Below are 14,501 nucleotides of genomic sequence, written 5' to 3'. Positions count from 1 at the left end.
CGGCCGTCGAGCGACGGCAGTCGCTCAGTTCGCGGATACGGGCGAGACCACCTGCCAGTTTCCAAACAGCGTCAAGCCAGCGGCCTTGGCAAGAGCCACGGAGGCTCATTGTCGAGCTGGCATCTGCGGGGGAATGGACACCCGGAAAGCGCTTTGCGCCGCGTAGGGCGGGCCGTCTTGCCGCGTCTTTGCTGCGACGGCGATCAAACCTGCCGGGCGCACCATCGCGCCCGGCAGAGCCTTGGGAGGCTATCTCGTAGCCGAACCGTCGTACGCTCAGCGTGCAACCGCTTCGACGATCCGGCGGCTGGCCGAAACGATGTCCGTGTCCTGAAGCAACGCGCCGCCGATCAGATACATCACGTCGTTTCCGTAGGCCTCGCGCATCTCCGGCACACGGCTAAGATTCATGCCGCCGCCTGGCGCCGGCACGATCGCCTTCGGGCCACCCATGTCGTCGGCGCAAGCCTTGGCGATCGACTGGCATTCCTCGCGAGTGAAACCGAAACGGCCGCCGAAATTCGGATAGATCGCCGCATCGGCACCCATCAGCCGCTGCAAGGCGCCGTAGAAGCACCGATGGGAAAAGCCGGTATCCGGCGAGACGACGTTGGCGCCCGAAAATGCGGGGTGTGAAACGATCGGCAACGTGAAATCCGGGTCGGACGCCAGCGTGTGAATGACGTGATAGCCGGCCAGCGCCGGGGATATCATGACCGCGCCGGCGCCGGCCTCTTCCGCCATCTTCGCCCGCTCGAACAGCTCTTTTGACGACGCTGTAATATTCGGCACGAAACTGGCTCGCCCGCCGCCCTTCGCATTGGCTTCGCCGACGGCGTCGACGCAAGCTGCCAAGCGTGCGGCAAATGGTGACGTCCTTTGATCGACCAATCCGTGGTCGTCCTTGACGAAATGCATGCCGCCGAGCGCGAAGTCGTGCGCGCGGCGCGCCAGTTCGGACGTAGACAATCCGACCGGCTTGATGGCCGACATCAACAGCGGTTGCGCGCCGATGCCGGCTTTTTGCCGCAGCCCGGCAATGCCATGTCGCGGACCATGGCAGAGAGCAAGGATGCCCTTGGACAGGCCGATGTCCTCGACCTTCAATCCCGGTTTGATCGAACTGTTGCCGAAGACGATGTTGAGGAATTGTAGGAAGTCGCCGCCGACATCGTCCTCGCTATAGGAAATGGTGGCGAGGTAGCCGGGGCGCCCGACCGGGTCCTGCGCGAGGGCTTCGAGCATGCCGAGGATTTCATCCTCGACATAACCTTTGGGCACGACATCGCGCGGGATTTCGACCGTCTGTTCCAGGGCGATATCCAGCGCCCGTGCGCGCGCCTCGGCTTCATCTGCGGCCCTGACGTAATAGCTGACGGTAAACCGGGGCGCCATCAGAGCGCCTCCGCCTTCTGTGCCGAATGCACGTGGTCGAGACGAACCTCGGTCAGTTCGTCCTCGCCGATTTCGAGCGATCTGCCGGTAAGCTCCTCGATTGCCGACACCAGCGCGCCGGCATCAAGGCCGTACTTCTTCATCAGGTAAGGCTTCGAGGCGCCATGGGCAAAAGTGTCCTTCAGGCCGAGGCGCTTCAGACGGACGCCAAGCCCCTCTTCGGCGAGGATCTCGGCCACCAACGATCCGAGCCCGCCGACGATGGTGTGGTTCTCGAGCGTGACGATGCCCTTCTTGCCGCGCGCAGCCTTGATCAACCCGTCGCGGTCGAACGGCTTGAGCGTCGAGGCGTGCAGGTGATGCAGCCCGATCCCGCGGGCTTCGATCGGCCGTGTCGCCCGCAGGGCCTCTTCGGTGCAGACGCCCGAGCTGACGACGAGGATGTCGTCGCCTTCCGAGAGCGTGCGCAGTTTGTTGAAGGCGAACGGCGTAGAAAAAAGCCGTGGAACTTCGCCGCGAAGGACGCGGACATAGACCGGGCCGTCGATCGCATCGGCAACCTCGAGCACGGTCTCGACCTCGGTCGCGTCGCCGGTCTCGAAGATCGTCATGTTCGGCACGGCGCGCATGACGGCGATGTCTTCGATGGCCTGGTGGGTGATACCGCCCGGCGTGGTGATGCCCGGCAGGAAGCCCATCAGCCGGACCTTGCGATTGGAATAGGCGATCGAATTGATCAACTGATCGTACGGGCGGCGGTAGAGAAAGACCGAGAAGGTGTGGATGAACGGCCGATAACCCTGCATGGCAAGCCCGCCGGCGAAGGAGAGCATGTTCTGCTCAGCCATCCCCAGCGACAGGAACTGCTCCGGATGCCGATCACGGAAACCGTCGACTTCGCAGGAAGAGGTGAGGTCAGCCGAAAGGCAAAGCACTTCCGGGCGCGCTGTCGCGAAAGCCTCGAATGCTCTCGCATAAGGGCGGTTGACGATTTCGACCATGGTCAGGCCCCTTCCATTTCGTTCGGGCTCACGCCCAGTTCGACAGCCAGTGCCGCCTGCATCTCAAGCCGCTCCTCGGCGCTCTTGAAGCGCACGTAATGAAGGCGGGGGAAGCGTTTCTGCAAAAAGTTCATTCCCTGGAACGGCGACGTATTGGCGAGGATGATCAGCGGCTTGCCGGGTTCTGCGCTGTTGGCAGCAATGCGCATGGCCTGCAGATCGTGACCGTCGATCGAGCGGCAGGTTGCCCCGAAGGCTTCGACCCGACCGGCGAGGTCGCTCAGATCGAGAACCGAGGACATGGCGCCGTCGCATTGCTGGCGGTTGACGTCGACGATGACGCGGATGTTGTCGATCCCGTGATGGGCCATGGCGGCAAGGCACTCCCAGGTTTGTCCCTCCTGGAATTCCCCGTCGGACATGTAGACCCAGACCTTGCCTGGTTCGATGCGCTTCTTGCGAGCGAAGGCGACGCCGGAGGCCATGGAAAGCCCCTGTGCCAGCGAGCCGGTCGTAACCTCCATGCCCGGGCTGTGTTCGGCGCCGATCATCTCGACCGAGCTTCCGTCCTTGTTGAAATGGTCGAGCGCGCTATCGTCCATACGGCCGACTTCGATGAGCGCGCTATAAATCACCAGCGCATAGTGCGCCGGCGAGATGAAGAAGCGGTCGTACTCGGGTGCTGCCGGGCCGTGATAGCCCGCGCCGGTGAAGGCCTCCGGGTTATCGGCAGAGGGCACGCCGCGAAACGGCAGCGGTACTTTGGGCAAGGTCGGCTCGCCGAGCGTCAGGATCTCGTTGTAGAGCAAGGCAAGGCTTTCGGCGGCCGAGCAGGCCTGGCTCAGATAGCCGCCGTTGTTCTTCATCGTGTGGAAGAAGACGCGGCGGCGAATGCCGAGCGCGATTTCTTCGGTGGTCTTCTGGTTTGTAAGGCTCATCGGTCAGCTCCTTTCCGGAAACAGCGCTTTGAGGCCTTCGGGCGAGGGCACGGCGACGCCGCGCTCGGTGATGAGGCCAGTGATGAGCCGGGCCGGCGTCACGTCGAAGGCCGGGTTTGCCGAAGGGCTGCCTTCTGGCGAAACGCGAACCGTGATGATCGAACCGTCGGGGCCGCGGCCCTGGACGAAGCTCACCTCGTCGCCGGTGCGCTCCTCGATCGGAATCTCCTTCACGCCGTCCTTGACCGTCCAGTCGATGGTCGGCGAGGGCAGCGCGACATAGAAGGGGACGTCGTTGTCGCTGGCGGCAAGCGCCTTCAGATAGGTGCCGATCTTGTTGCAGACATCGCCATTGGCGGTGGTGCGGTCGGTGCCGACGATCACCATGTCGACTTCGCCGTGCTGCATCAGGTGGCCGCCGGCATTGTCGACGATCAGCGTGTGCGGGACACCATGGCCGTTCAATTCCCAGGCTGTCAGCTGCGCACCCTGGTTTCGCGGCCGGGTCTCGTCGACATAGACGTGGACGGGGATGCCCGCCTCCGTCGCCATATAGATCGGCGCGGTCGCCGTTCCGTAGTCGACGGTCGCGAGCCACCCGGCATTGCAGTGGGTCAATATGTTGACGGGCTCCCCGGGCTTCTTGGTTGCGGCGATCTCGCGGATGATCTTGAGGCCGTTGGCGCCGATCGCACGATTGAGTTCAACATCCTCCTCGGCGATTTCGGCGGCGCGCTGGTAGGCGGCCACGGCACGCTCTTCCACCGGCAGCGGACGGAGGAACTGGCGCATGGCGTCGAGCGCCCAGCGCAGGTTGATCGCCGTCGGCCGGGTCTCGTTGAGTTCCTCCCAGACCGCGTCGAGATGGCGGTCGGACGGGTCGTCGGCCACTGCGATGGCGATGCCGTAGGCGGCGGTGACGCCGATCAGCGGTGCGCCGCGCACCCACATGTCGCGGATGGCAACGGCGACGTCGGCGACGGTTTTCAACGTCACGATCCGGAACTCGTGCGGCAGCCAGCGCTGGTCGATGATGTCGACCGAACGGCCGTCGGCGTTGAGCCAGATCGTATGGTAGTGCTTTTCTCCGACTTTCACGAAAGTGTCTCCTGCTGAAGCCGTTCCGCAGTGGCGCGAATATCCCAGAGGCTCGCAATGCGATCCCGGTTGACGGCAAGATGGCGCCCGAGCTTCAGCGCCTTGCTTTCGCATTTGGCGCGGCGGCTGAGGTCGGCGATGGTTTCGAAATCGGCATTGTGGGCAAGGCCGAGGATGCGGCGCAGGATCTCCACCCCGGCAAAGCCGAGCATCTCGCGGTAGATCTCATCAAGAACGATGGTCAGCGCCTGTTCGGCGCCGAACGGGTCGGCGCGCTCTTCGAAAAGGCTCGCCTGATAGAGGATACCCTTGCGCTCGCTGCGCCAGAGCTCGGTAAACTCGTCGCAGAAGGTTTGCCAGATCGTCTCTGCCGTATCCAGCAGGTAGGCGCGCATCTGATCGCGTTCGCCGGCAGCGCTCTCGTGGCCTTCCTGCGAGAAGTAGCTCATCCAGAAGTTCGCCAAGAGCATGCCGACATCGAAGCTGATCGGGCCGTAGAAGGCGAATTCCGGATCGATGACGCGCGTCTCGTCGTCGGTGACCATGACCGAACCCGTATGTAGATCGCCGTGGCAGAGGGTTTCGGCCTTGGCGGAGAAGATGTGTTTCAGCCGCTGGGCCTCGACCTTCAGGTCGCGGTCGCGACGCAATTCCTCGACCAGGCTGTCGAGGTGCGGGGTGGTGTGGCGGTTCATTTCCGCCTCGAAGTAGGGATCGGAAAAGACCAGGTTTTCGGTGATATCGCAGAGTTCGACATTGTCCGCGAAAAGGGCGAGATCGGCCTTCTTGTCGCGCGTCGGCATCGAAAGGTCCGAGCCGCGGAAAAGCGTGCGGGCCGCGAAAAGCCCGAGATCGCGACCGATCTTCGGCAGCCTGCGCCCCGCGATCAGCGCACGCCGCAGGATCACGTGCGGCGCCAGATATTCCATAATGATCATCGCCTGCTCGGCGTCGAAGAACAGGATTTCCGGCACCATGCCCGGGTCGCGCGCCGCCTGGCGGGTAAGGGCGTGGTATTCGAAGAACGAGCGCTTCAACGGCAAGGGCCAGCGCTCACCGACGAGCCTGACATAGGGGAGCGCCTGCTTGACGATCGCCGCGCCCTTATCGCCCGTGACGATGAAGACGAGATTGAGGTTGCCGTCGCCGACCTCCTTGACCTGCCAGCGGCGATGATCACCGCCGATCCTGTCACATAGCGCAGCATTGCCGCTCAGCCTTAATGGCAGCGTTTCGGCGCTGAGCGCCTCGAAAACGTGCTTGTCCATATGGTCCTCCCTATGGGCATGGCCGGCCTCGGCCGCTCCTCGCCATGCTGTCATGGGCCATAGCTAAATCGGCATTCTGTCAAATGTCAATCGCCTTGACATTTGATGGATAGCCATCCTAACCTGACTTCATTGGGAGGAGAGCATGAGCGAACAAGCAGTGTTTCGCGTCGAGGGCGTGCGCAAATCCTTCGGGCCGATACCGGTTCTGAAGGGCGTCGATCTCGAATTGCGCAAGGGTGCCGTGACGGTGCTGATGGGCGCCAACGGCGCTGGAAAGTCGACACTGGTGCGCATCCTCAGCGGCGTCTACGTCGGAGACGCCGGAGCCATGCAGCTGGATGATCTCTCTTTTTCGCCGACAACACCGGCGGAGGCGATCCGTGCTGGTGTGGTGACGGTTCACCAGAACATCAATGATGGCGTCGTTGCCGACCTCGACGTCGCGACCAACCTCACGCTCGACCGGCTGAACGGCCGCGGTGCGCGCCTCTTCTTCAACCCGCGCCGGGTAAGGCGCGAGGCTGCCGTCGTCGCCGCCCGCATGGGCCTCGCCATAGATCTTTCCGCTGATATCAACGATCTGACGCTCGCCGACCGGCAGATGGTGGCGATCGCCCGCGCCATGGCGCACGAGCCGCAGGTGCTGATCCTCGACGAGCCGACCTCGTCGCTGTCGAGCGCCGAGGCCGATCGGCTGTTCGAGCTTCTCGATCGGCTGAAAGCCCGTGGCGTCGCGATCCTTTATATCTCGCACCGGATGTCCGATATCCGCAGGCTCGCCGACAGCATCGTCACCCTGCGCGACGGGCGCATAACCGGCCGCTTCGAAGGCGCGGATCTGGACTATGAGGGTGCCGTCAATGCGATGCTCGGACAGAAAGTCTCGGCAGGCGACGTGACCGTGCGCGAAGGGCTCGGTTGCGTCTTTTCTGCCCAGGGACTGAAACTTACCGACACGTCGCGTCCGTTCGATCTCAAACTGGGCGATGGAGAAATCGTCGCGGTCACGGGCCTCGTAGGCGTCGGCAAGACGGCGCTGGCCGAGACGCTCTTCGGAGCCCGCCCGCCCGCCGCCGGCCAGATGACGCTCGACGGCGCTTCCTATCGCCCGCAATCGACCGGCCAGGCGATTGCCAAGGGCGTGTTTCTGGTGGCGAAGGATCGATCCGACAGCGGCATCGTTCCCGATTTCAACATCTACGAGAATATCAGCCTGCCGTTCCTCAAGCGGCTGTCGCGCTTCGGCATAGCGAACCGCCGGTCCGAACGGGCGAAATCGCGGGCGCAGATCGCCGCCCTCGGCGTCGTCTGCCGCAGCGAGCGCGACGAAATGCAGACGCTTTCCGGCGGCAATCAGCAGAAGGTGATGGTCGGGCGGTGGCTTTCCGAGCCGTCGCGTCTCCTGATCCTCGACGAGCCTTTCCAGGGCGTCGACATCGCCGCACGCCGCGATATCGGCGCCAAACTGCGCGCCTCGGCGGCGGGTCGCGCCACTATCGTCTTCCTGACCGAACTCGACGAAGCTTTCGAGGTCGCCGACCGCATTCTGGTGATGTCGGAACATACTGTGGTCGGCGAGCATCGCAACGCTTCGGTCGACGTCGAGCGCCTCCTGCAGGAGATCGCCGGTCAACATCATCAGCAGGGACAGCCCCATGAGCAGTGAACAGATGAAACCCGCGGTGCCCGCCGCTTCCGCGTTGCCGGTGCTGCCGCCCACGGCCACGGTTGGCCTGCGCGATATCGCCATCAAATACGGTTTCCTTGTCCTTCTGGGCGGACTGGTCGTCTACTTCTCGCTGGTGACGAACGGGTTTTCCTCGCCGCAGAGCGCCGTCTTCATCCTGCAATCCGTGTCGATCACCGGCATCCTGGCGCTCGGCGTCACGGCGACGCTGGTTGTCGGCGGCTTCGACCTGTCGATCGGCTCGGTCGCGACCACGGCGATGATGGCGTCGTCCTATGTGATGGTGGTGATGGGCGGAGATGCGCTGACGGCGACGCTCGTCTGTCTGGCGATCGGCGTTCTCGTCGGGCTGATCAACGGTATCATCATCGTCTACATGCGTGTGCCGGACCTGCTCGCGACGCTCGGCATGATGTTCCTGCTGCTCGGCCTGCAGCGCATACCGACCGAGGGACGCTCTATCGCCGCAGGCATGACGCTTCCTGACGGCTCGGTCGCAACAGGCACTTTCAGCCCCGCTTTCCTGGCGCTTGGCCGCCATCGCTTCGACCTCATCCTGCCGAACCTCGTACCCGTCGCCGTCGTGGTGCTGATCGTGCTGGCGGTGCTGATCTGGTTCTTCCTCGAATACACCCGCTTCGGACGCATGATGTATGCGGTCGGCTCCAACGAGCGCGCCGCCGGCCTGGCTGGCGCTCCGGTCAACGCCTATAAGATCTCGGCCTATGTCATTTCAGGCGTCTTCGCGTCGATCGGCGGCATCCTGCTCGCCGCGCGCCTCGGCCGCGGCGACATCGCCTCGGGCAACAATCTCTTGCTCGATGCCGTCGCTGCCGCGCTGATCGGCTTTGCCGTCTTGGGGGCGGCCAAGCCGAATGCGTTCGGCACAGCGATCGGCGCGCTCTTCGTCGGCATCCTGCTCCAGGGCCTGACGATGATGAATGCACCCTATTACACGCAGGATTTCATCAAGGGCGCGGTTCTCGTCATCGCCCTGATCTTCACCTTTGCGCTCTCGAAAAGAGGCAAACGCTGACGGGAAAGCCCCGCCCGCGGACAACAAACGTTCACCAGTGGAGGAGACTGAAATGAACATGACACGCAGAGCATTGGGCAAGCTGGCGCTTGGCCTTGCCGGAACCGTGGCTTTCGCCACCGCTTCCTTTGCCGCCGATATGCCGAAGCCCTTCGACAAGCCGGCTGACGTCAAGATCGCGCTGGTGCGCTATCTCTCGACCGGCGATTTCTTCCAGTCCTACCTTGCCGGCGTGGAGGCGCAGGCAAAGGCCCTCGGCGTTCAGTTGCAGGTTCTCGACAGCCGCCAGGATGCAGCGCTGCAGGCCGACATGGTCGACCAGGCGATCGCGCTCGGCGTGCAGGGGATCATCATCCAGCACGGCCTGACCGAATCGATGAAGGAAGCGGCACAGCGCGCCGTCGAGGCCGGTATCAAGGTCGTGGCCTTCGACGTGAACGTCGAAAACGAGAAAATCCCGCAGGTCGAACAGTCCGACCGGGATCTTGCCCGCCTTGCTCTGGAACAGGCGATCAAGGACAATGGCGAGAGCTTCAAGGCGGGCTACGTCTATGTCGCCGGCATCGCTCCGCTCGACCGTCGCGACGAGACCTGGAAGGAATTCAAGGGCAAGTATTCCGGGATCAACGAGGTCTCGCAATTCGGCACCATGGACAACCCGATTGCCAACTCGGTTGCCAACCAGGCGCGCTCGGTCATCTCCGCCAATCCCGATATCACCGTGATGTTCGCGCCCTATGACGAGTTCGCCAAGGGCGTCAAGATTGCGGTCGACGAAGCCGGTCTTTCGTCCAACGTGAAGATCTATTCCGCCGATATCTCGACCTCCGATATCGCGGCAATGCGCGAGCCGGATTCCGCCTGGGCTGCGACTGCCGCCACCAACCCGGCCGTGGTCGGACAAGTCTCGGTTCGCACACTCGCCATGCTGCTTGCCGGCGAGGATCCGGGCCGCAGCGTCATCGTGCCCCCGACGTTGATCACCCAGAAGGACCTGAACGATCAGGACATCAAGAACATGGAAGAACTCGGCACCAAGCTGCCGCAGTTCGCCCACGCGGATGTCGCCATGCCGGCGTGGATGCCGAAGCCCTGATCACGCGGTTTGTTGATGAAAGTGGGGCGGTCGAAAGACCGCCCCGTTTGCGTACTGCCAGCCCTACGCATCACAACGCGCTTTAAGTCGTCGTTGCGCCTGCCTTGCCGAGACCGTCCCGGCTCCAGCGCTCCATGACGCGGCGCGCCATTGATGTCGTGACCACCAGATGCGAGGCGAAGCCGCCCTTCAGCGCCGCCATCAGCGGTTCGAATTTGCTCTCTTCCTGGACGACCAGCATGCGCTTCTCGATGGCGCGGATCGACGAGAGATCGGCGGAGATGCAGCGCCGATTGTGGGCGCAGTTCACCCATTGGCCGTCACCATCGATCAGCTGTCCGGCGATGACACCGACAGCGCCTTCCTCGCCCATGCGGTGCATCTCGCTGGCGCTGAGCGCGCCGCACTTGACGAGGTGGCTGTCGTCCTCGATGCCGCCGACGGAATAGAGCGCCAGATGACAGTCGGCGATCGTCGACAGCTGCTCGCGGATCACCGGCTCGCCGCGAAGCTCCTCGGCCAGCCGCTCGGACGACAGCACGAGCGGCGCGTAGAAATTGATGCCTTCGGCATTGAGCCGGCGGGCGATCTCCGTCGTGCACTGGTCCGGCCGATAGGAATAGGGCGCGCCGAGATTGCCGCAGAGCTGGACCACAGTGACGCCACGCAGGTCGGCGAAGGGCATCACGTCGGCGATATGATAGACCGTTCGCCCCCAGGCGACGCCGACGCGATCGCCCTTGTTGATCAGTTCGAGAAAGACGGATGCAGCCAGCACCGGCATCTCAGCCGTCGGGTCCATGGCCTGCCGGTCCTCCGGCACGATCCAGGCCGCCGTGACCCCGGTTGCATCCTCGAGCTCGCGCGCCAGCACGTCGTCGGTGAAAAGCTCGGTCGAAGTGGTGATGTTGACGATCCCGGTCTCGCGTGCTCGCCTGAGATAGGTCGCGACAGAGGCGCGGGAGATCCCCAGTTTCTGCGCAACTTCGTCCTGCCGTAACCCATGGCTATAGTAGAGCCACGCGGCTTTGTGCATGATCTGATCGGTGTTGCGGATAGGCATGGGGATCCTTCAGTTGTCGATTGCTGACATTATTCATCGGTCGTGACATAAGTCAAATTGCCATTCAGGCAAAGTTGGAGGCGGGCGTTGCCTCAGGCGTTGGAGCCGCGAAAGTGTCGCGCTTGCGCCTCTTCCATCAGCCAGTCGACGAAATGCGCAATTGCCGGCCGTTCGGTCGCCGCAGGCAACGTCACGATATAATAGGCGAATTCGCTCGGCCATGGTCGATCGAGAGCGACGGCTAGGCGGCCGTCGGCGATTTCTTCCCGCGCATAGATACCGCGGACAAGTGCAACGCCCTGACCAATGACAGCAGTTCGGTCCAGACGGAACGGAAGACCGTCTGCCGTTGGTAACGAACGTTTCACCGGCCGGGGTCGCTTGAGAGCGGGGCTGATCCTTAGGGGTAAAGGTGGCGTGCCGGCGGGCAGGTTTTGCCGGCTGAAGGCGAAGGCCCGCCTTCAGTTCTACAGCGCCACGCGTCTTAATAGACGCGCAAAGGTCGCCGTAGCACTTTGAATTGCTGCATGTTTTTATCCTTAGGTCGGATAGGACTTAAGGAAACATGCAGTGGGCTCCGGTTGGGCCACACGGCCATCGCGTAGCACGGGCGGCGATGTCGTTGTGACGCATCCGTGCGTCACACGCCCGATCAGGTCTGGCAGCAGCGGGCATCGACCGGCAGTGTCGTCGCCCCGCCATCGGCGTGATGCAGCGTGAAATGATCGAAGTTGGCGATCGATGCGCAGGAGTGGTTGGGAAAGACCCGCACACGGCTTCCGAGGGTCAAGGGGCGTCCCGAGAAGGGAACGAAGCCATGTTCTTCAGACAGCCGCTCGAGCGTCCAGACACCTGTTTCGCCATCGCCTTCGGCGCTGACGACGGTGCCGAAGCCGGCGCCGCCCATGCCGTGTGCGCCGCGATCGGAGCTCATCGACTTGGAGCCGGCGTCGATGATGAAGTGCGTGTCATTGGAGGCAACGACGCGCGCAACTACCGAGAGCGCCAGGTCGTCGGCCGTGCAGATGCCGAGCCTGAGCGCGGTTCCGTCGAGGAACACGTAATTGCCGGGCCGGACGCAGTCGACCTCCTGGGACAGAGGCGCGCCGGCACAGGTCGGCGTTGCGCCGACGGAAATGCAGTCGACGGCGATGCCGCGGTCCCGAAGCCCGCCGGCGAGACCGGCAAGGTCTGCGGCCTCATCGCGGGCGACCTTGGCCAGGCCCTGCGGGCCAGTGGCCGCGTAGGAATGGCCGGCGTGCGAAAGCAGGCCGGCAAAGTGCAGGCCGTCGGAAGCGGCGATCTGGGCGCACAATTTGAGCGCAGCCGGATCGTTCGGCTTGAGGCCGACGCGGCCGAGGCCGACATCGACCTTGAGGAAGACGCCGATTTCGACACCGTGACTTGTGGCGGCCGCCGACAACGCTTCGACGCCCGTCGCGCTTGCCGCAATCGTGCGCAGCTGCGTGCCGCGCGCCTTGACCACGGGCAGCAAACGGTCGAGCGACTGCGGCTTGACGATGGGATAGGCAAGGATGATCGACGGTATCCCGGCTTCCGCAAAGACCAGCGCCTCGCTTGGCTTGGACGCGGTGATGCCGCGGGCGCCAAGTGCCAGCTGCCGTCGCGCGACATAAAGGCTCTTGTGCGTTTTCACGTGCGGAAACATCGAGACGCCGGCTTGATCGGCACGCTGCTGCATGGCCTCAATGTTGCGGGCAAGGCGCAATTCGTCGACTTCGATATAGGGCGTCGGTCGCTCTGCGGCCGCAGGGCGCAGGAAGCCGTTGGCTTTCGGTTGCGCCGGGGCGCTGTCGATGTCTGCGGTCACGTTGCCGGTAGCGTTCGCAGCCGCCAGCGTCACTTCGGAAGTGTTCATCTCGGAATGCTCTGATCTGAAGAGGGGATTGGTTGTCGTCGTCAGCCCGTTGCGACCTGTCGCACGAAATGGCTGGATGAGACCTGTTGCATCGGCAGTTCGCGCGGCACGAAGTCCGGCGGGCGCACGGCGCTTGGGATCTCGTCGGACATCGGCTGGCGGCCTTCCGGGCGGCGTGTCGGGTCGGCGATCGGAACGGTCGACAGGAGCTTGCGGGTATAGGGATGCTGCGGATTGCCGAAGACCGAACGGCGGTCGCCGATCTCGACGATTTCGCCGAGATACATCACCGCGACACGGTGGGCGATGCGCTCGACCACGGCCATGTCGTGGCTGATGAACAGGAGGGCGATCTGCATCTCGCGCTGCAAGTCCATCAGGAGGTTGATGACCTGCGCCTGGATCGTCACGTCGAGCGAGGCGACGGCCTCGTCGGCGACGATCAGGCGCGGGTTGAGCGCAAGCGCGCGGGCGATGCAGATGCGCTGGCGCTGGCCGCCGGAAAACGCGTGCGGATAGCGCTCGAGATGCTCAGGCGACAGCTCTACTTTGGAGAGAAGCTCGGCGGCGCGGGCGCGCATGACCGCGGTCGAGCCCAGCTTGTGAACACGCATAGGGTCCATCAGCGACTGCTCGATCGTCATGCGCGGGTTGAGCGACGAGAACGGATCCTGGAAGACCATCTGGGCGTCGCGTCGAAACCGCGCGAGCATAGCACGCGGCGCGCCGATCAACTCGGTTCCGTCGAACCGGATCGAGCCCGAACGCGGTCGGTCGAGCTGCATGATCGAACGGGCAACCGTCGACTTGCCACAGCCGGATTCACCGACCAGCGCCAGGGTCTCTCCCGGAAAGATGTCGAAGGAGACGTTCTCCACCGCGTGCACCCGACCCGAGACATGGCCGAACAATCCGGCCTTCAAATCGAAGCGCGTCACCAGGTTGCGCACCTCGACGAGCGGCTTTCGGGTTTCCTTCATCGGCGCGGACGCGTTCATTCTGTCACCTCGGCAAGCAGGCGCTCGGGTTCGAACACAAGCAATGGAAATTTCTCCGGCGCGTCCTTGTCCGCCATGCTGCCGAGGCGGGGCACGGCGGAAATCAGCGCGCGTGTGTAGGCATGTTTCGGCTTGGCGAAGATGTCGTAGACCGAGCCTTCCTCGACGATCTCGCCCTTGAGCATGACGCAGACCCGGTCGGCGACTTCGGCAACCACGCCCATGTCGTGGGTGATGAACAGCACCGACATGCCGATCTCGCGCTGCAAGGCGCGAACCAGATCGAGGATCTGCGCCTGGATGGTCACGTCGAGCGCGGTTGTCGGCTCGTCGAGGATCATCAGCGAGGGGCGGCAGGCAAGGGCTATGGCGATCATGACGCGCTGGCGCATACCGCCGGAAAGCTGGTGGGGATACTGGTCGAGCCGGCGCTCGGCATCGGGCACACGGACCAGCTTCAGGGTATTGAGCGCGATCTGGCGCGCCTGTTCCGGCGTCTTATCCTGATGATGGATCACCGCCTCGGCGATCTGATCGCCAACAGTGAAGACCGGGTTCAGGCTCGACATCGGATCCTGGAAGACGATCGAGATTTCCGCGCCGCGCAGCGCCTCGACCCGCTTTTCCGAGAGCTTGGCGAGGTCGGCGACCTTGCCGTCCTTCAAACGCATCAACACCCGTCCGCCGGTGATGGCTGCGCCGTCATATTCGGTCAGCCGCATGATTGTCATCGCCGTGACCGATTTGCCCGATCCGGATTCTCCGACCAGCGCGACGGTCTCGCCGCGCGCGATGCTGAAGGAGACGCCACGCACCGCGCGCAGCTGCGCCCGGGTGCCGGCAGCGAAGGAAACTTCGAGGTCTTCCACGGAAAGGATGACATCCTCGGGCAGCTCAGGCTTTGCGGATTTGGACAGGATCATCAGCACATGCACCCGATTTCGAAGGGACGTTGCGCTTTCAGGTCTCGCAACGAGGTCGCATCCTGTCAATACGGAAGGGAGGTGCGATCAGCCCTGTCCGCCGGGTCGCTGGAGCA

13 protein-coding genes are annotated in these 14,501 nt (G+C 63.6%); 3 read left to right on the top strand and 10 right to left on the bottom strand.

The annotated features are described in order from the left end of the window. Positions 1-276: 276 nt before the first annotated feature. The 5 genes from ASD00_RS16690 to mtnK are packed head-to-tail and all read right to left on the bottom strand — an operon-like array spanning position 277 to position 5,700. The gene (locus ASD00_RS16690) at positions 277-1,395 is read right to left on the bottom strand and encodes a RuBisCO large subunit C-terminal-like domain-containing protein (RefSeq protein WP_057207608.1); all 1,119 of its coding nucleotides are present in this window, start codon (positions 1,393-1,395) and stop codon (positions 277-279) included. Continuing rightward, a complete protein-coding gene (locus ASD00_RS16685; protein ID WP_057207607.1) occupies positions 1,395-2,396 on the bottom strand; it encodes a transketolase C-terminal domain-containing protein in 1,002 nt (333 codons plus the stop codon). The genes ASD00_RS16690 and ASD00_RS16685 overlap by 1 nt, the downstream gene beginning before the upstream one ends. A gap of 2 nt (positions 2,397-2,398) precedes the next feature. Beyond that, positions 2,399-3,334 carry a hypothetical protein gene (locus ASD00_RS16680; protein WP_057207606.1) on the bottom strand — a complete coding sequence of 312 codons (936 nt, stop codon included), beginning with the start codon at positions 3,332-3,334 and terminating at the stop codon, positions 2,399-2,401. 3 nt (positions 3,335-3,337) lie between these two features. Beyond that, complete coding sequence (gene mtnA / locus ASD00_RS16675) at positions 3,338-4,432, bottom strand: S-methyl-5-thioribose-1-phosphate isomerase (protein ID WP_057207605.1); 1,095 nt, start codon at positions 4,430-4,432, stop codon at positions 3,338-3,340. Continuing rightward, the gene (mtnK, locus tag ASD00_RS16670) at positions 4,429-5,700 is read right to left on the bottom strand and encodes an S-methyl-5-thioribose kinase (protein WP_057207604.1); all 1,272 of its coding nucleotides are present in this window, start codon (positions 5,698-5,700) and stop codon (positions 4,429-4,431) included. Before mtnK ends, mtnA begins: the two co-directional genes overlap by 4 nt. Before the next feature lie 145 nt (positions 5,701-5,845). Between mtnK and ASD00_RS16665 the strand changes: the two genes are divergently transcribed. From ASD00_RS16665 to ASD00_RS16655, 3 genes are read left to right on the top strand one after another with little or no spacing between them, the layout of a single operon-like run. Then, a complete protein-coding gene (locus ASD00_RS16665; RefSeq protein ID WP_057207603.1) occupies positions 5,846-7,369 on the top strand; it encodes a sugar ABC transporter ATP-binding protein in 1,524 nt (507 codons plus the stop codon). Then, positions 7,359-8,426, top strand: a complete 1,068-nt coding sequence (locus ASD00_RS16660; protein WP_113569627.1) for an ABC transporter permease — start codon at positions 7,359-7,361, stop codon at positions 8,424-8,426. The genes ASD00_RS16665 and ASD00_RS16660 overlap by 11 nt, the downstream gene beginning before the upstream one ends. Before the next feature lie 52 nt (positions 8,427-8,478). Then, a complete protein-coding gene (locus ASD00_RS16655; protein ID WP_057207602.1) occupies positions 8,479-9,522 on the top strand; it encodes a substrate-binding domain-containing protein in 1,044 nt (347 codons plus the stop codon). A gap of 82 nt (positions 9,523-9,604) precedes the next feature. Here the strand turns inward: ASD00_RS16655 and ASD00_RS16650 are convergent, their stop codons facing one another. The 5 genes from ASD00_RS16650 to ASD00_RS38855 form a co-directional block, all read right to left on the bottom strand. After that, positions 9,605-10,585, bottom strand: coding sequence for a sugar-binding transcriptional regulator (locus ASD00_RS16650; protein WP_057207601.1), 981 nt, complete (start codon positions 10,583-10,585; stop codon positions 9,605-9,607). Positions 10,586-10,677: 92 nt separating this feature from the next. Further along, positions 10,678-10,953 carry a LysR substrate-binding domain-containing protein gene (locus ASD00_RS16645; protein WP_057207600.1) on the bottom strand — a complete coding sequence of 92 codons (276 nt, stop codon included), beginning with the start codon at positions 10,951-10,953 and terminating at the stop codon, positions 10,678-10,680. A 284-nt stretch (positions 10,954-11,237) separates the two neighbouring features. Further along, complete coding sequence (locus ASD00_RS16640) at positions 11,238-12,464, bottom strand: alanine racemase (protein ID WP_057207599.1); 1,227 nt, start codon at positions 12,462-12,464, stop codon at positions 11,238-11,240. Positions 12,465-12,505: 41 nt separating this feature from the next. Then, on the bottom strand, positions 12,506-13,462 hold the full coding sequence (locus ASD00_RS38860) for an ATP-binding cassette domain-containing protein (protein ID WP_082523602.1): 957 nt from the start codon (positions 13,460-13,462) through the stop codon (positions 12,506-12,508). Then, positions 13,459-14,385, bottom strand: a complete 927-nt coding sequence (locus ASD00_RS38855; RefSeq protein WP_082523601.1) for an ABC transporter ATP-binding protein — start codon at positions 14,383-14,385, stop codon at positions 13,459-13,461. The genes ASD00_RS38860 and ASD00_RS38855 overlap by 4 nt, the downstream gene beginning before the upstream one ends. Between the last annotated feature and the right edge of the window lie 116 nt (positions 14,386-14,501).

It is taken from the genome of Ensifer sp. Root31, assembly GCF_001424825.1.
In the GTDB taxonomy this organism is placed as follows: Bacteria; Pseudomonadota; Alphaproteobacteria; order Rhizobiales; family Rhizobiaceae; genus Ensifer; species Ensifer canadensis.
The sequence above is the reverse complement of the archived record's forward strand: the minus strand, read 5'-3'. Positions and strand labels throughout refer to the sequence as shown.

Excerpts from the sequence above, each read along its gene's own strand:
- ASD00_RS16685 (WP_057207607.1), bottom strand. The coding sequence starts at position 2,396 with ATGGTCGAAATCGTCAACCGCCCTTATGCGAGAGCATTCGAGGCTTTC.
- ASD00_RS16660 (WP_113569627.1), top strand. The coding sequence starts at position 7,359 with ATGAGCAGTGAACAGATGAAACCCGCGGTGCCCGCCGCTTCCGCGTTG.
- ASD00_RS16690 (WP_057207608.1), bottom strand. The coding sequence starts at position 1,395 with ATGGCGCCCCGGTTTACCGTCAGCTATTACGTCAGGGCCGCAGATGAA.
- ASD00_RS38855 (WP_082523601.1), bottom strand. The coding sequence starts at position 14,385 with ATGATCCTGTCCAAATCCGCAAAGCCTGAGCTGCCCGAGGATGTCATC.
- ASD00_RS16650 (WP_057207601.1), bottom strand. The coding sequence starts at position 10,585 with ATGCCTATCCGCAACACCGATCAGATCATGCACAAAGCCGCGTGGCTC.
- ASD00_RS16665 (WP_057207603.1), top strand. The coding sequence starts at position 5,846 with ATGAGCGAACAAGCAGTGTTTCGCGTCGAGGGCGTGCGCAAATCCTTC.
- ASD00_RS16655 (WP_057207602.1), top strand. The coding sequence starts at position 8,479 with ATGAACATGACACGCAGAGCATTGGGCAAGCTGGCGCTTGGCCTTGCC.
- ASD00_RS16640 (WP_057207599.1), bottom strand. The coding sequence starts at position 12,464 with ATGAACACTTCCGAAGTGACGCTGGCGGCTGCGAACGCTACCGGCAAC.
- ASD00_RS16680 (WP_057207606.1), bottom strand. The coding sequence starts at position 3,334 with ATGAGCCTTACAAACCAGAAGACCACCGAAGAAATCGCGCTCGGCATT.
- ASD00_RS38860 (WP_082523602.1), bottom strand. The coding sequence starts at position 13,462 with ATGAACGCGTCCGCGCCGATGAAGGAAACCCGAAAGCCGCTCGTCGAG.
- mtnK (WP_057207604.1), bottom strand. The coding sequence starts at position 5,700 with ATGGACAAGCACGTTTTCGAGGCGCTCAGCGCCGAAACGCTGCCATTA.